This is a genomic window from Pedobacter sp. 01N416 (assembly GCF_056399685.1).
Map to the genome: position 1 here is coordinate 1 of NZ_JBFTRT010000757.1, position 1,949 is coordinate 1,949.

At 43.2% G+C, this 1,949-nt stretch carries 2 protein-coding genes; both read right to left on the reverse strand.

Annotated features, from left to right (window positions below; all coding sequences use genetic code 11):
- Positions 1-222: 222 nt before the first annotated feature.
- Entirely contained in the window at positions 223-546 is a 324-nt protein-coding gene (locus tag AC1DND_RS26755) for a hypothetical protein (protein WP_477585750.1), read from the reverse strand.
- A gap of 1 nt (position 547) precedes the next feature.
- Positions 548-1,949: hypothetical protein (locus AC1DND_RS26760; RefSeq protein WP_477585752.1), on the reverse strand; the 1,402-nt coding region annotated here is incomplete at its 5' end.

Genomic DNA, 1,949 nt, shown 5'->3' on the forward strand with positions numbered 1-1,949 from the left:
AGATTGCCCTTACCTTAATGTGCGAAAAAATGATATGGATCAAATAGTACTGTTTAACTGGTGTGATACAGCAATAATTATTAATCCAAAAACGGGTGAAGTCTTAGATAAATATAATACTAAATAGACTCCTAGTCTGACGCAATTCCGTGGTATTTGAGAAATGAATAGAATTGTGGAAAAGCCATGAGATATAAATTTGTTTGCAGTATTTTGCTTCATTTATGACGATGGATATAGTGGTAACCTAAACCTTTCGGAATGCGCAATCATCTGCCACCATTCCCAGAACCTCCAGGGTTTTAAGGTGAATGTTCGGTATAAAATATCACTTTTATTTTGGGGATTCTTGTTCTTAAAACTTTCGAAGCGAGCTTTAGCAACTTCGAAATCTTGGGTTGGACCTCCCTGCTCATAAAACTGAAAGCTCGCATCTTTATTCCGATAGTGATATTCTTCTTGAAGAAAATATGCTATAGGTGGTAAGTTACTGATCACAATTGCGCTTACAATAATCAAAATTGTCACTTTGTATTTTCTTTTCATCTTATTGAATTTTACATGGTCCATTGCTTTCCGGTATTTTACCTCCAGCTTCGTTAATATCTAAATTGTGATTACTAGCTTTTTGTTCCCGCAAAGCGCTTGCCATTCCTGCTGGCGTTTTGGCAAAACCAGCTCCACCAGGTCCGCCCAATCCAATTTGCGTGGTTGGGTCTGGGATTGGAATACCTCCGGCCTGACCTGCTCCGTAGACGAATGTTGAGCAATTGTAATCCGAGAAATGATAGTTTTTTGGCGGGTTGCTTATATAATCTATTACTTTCTGAAAACTTTCCCCTGTGACATAATAAGTTGACGATATATTATAGGCATCAAAGCCGTTGTCAAGAATTTGCGATTTAGAGGATAGTTTATCCAGTCCAGAGCCAGTAGGGTAAAATCCGACAGTTTGTGTGATGGTTGTGGCTCCACTTGTTTTGCTCAAAGAAATAGCCACATGGCCGAAACTGTTGGCGCCGACATTAAAAGAGGTTCCAGGCTGCGGTTCAACAACATATACCCTTACTACAAATGCTGCATTTGTACTTGGAATCTTTGAGAAGCATTCCATCATCTCTTTGGGATTGACAGGGTTTTTGTCCTCTCCCGGAAGGTTCGATGGGGCAGGGGGCGATGATGTGCCGGTGTTTCCTCCGCTACCACCTGATGATCCCGAAGAGCCGTCTACAAGGCCATCGTAATATCCTCCGCCACCGCCAGCACCTCCGCCGTCGTCAAAGTAAGTGGTTGAGCAGATTTGGGTAGAATGGACGGTGAAATCACCTGCGCCGTCAATATACCAGTCTTGCACCCAGGCGCAGGTTTCTATAGCCATCATCTTCATGATCTTCCCTTGTATTCCACGATAGGGATTCACCTCCTTTAACATTTTGTTGGCCTGGTCTAGCTCTTCCTGCTTGGAAAACTGTTTGATCAATCCGACTGGCTTCCCCTTGCTGTAGAGTCTACCCCCCATTAGTTTGTAGTTGAGGTTGTATACAAATACCCTTCCTGTGAAATCCGCTGCCCTTGTTATCCGGTTTCTCTGCAGGTAGATGGCATCTGGAATAATCTCCAGTATTTTTGCCCCGATCTTTTTGCTTACAGGGTCCCTCAGTATCACCAGTTGCCGATATCCCTGTTTATAGTTTTGATAGGTGGGTTGTCCCTCCAGTAAAATGATCCACTTGTTCCCGTTCCTTATAGCGACGCTTTGGGCAAGTTTCCAGTCAACCCTGATTTTCGCCATGGCCTTACTGCTGTCTCTGTCAACCTGCGCCATAAAGTTTTTGGCCTCATCCAGGGAAATGGAGGTATTGCTTACTTCGTTCGTCACATTGTCATTGTTGAACGGTTCTTTTTGGCATGCACAGATCACGAGTACAAACAGCATGGTAGTTTTGAGC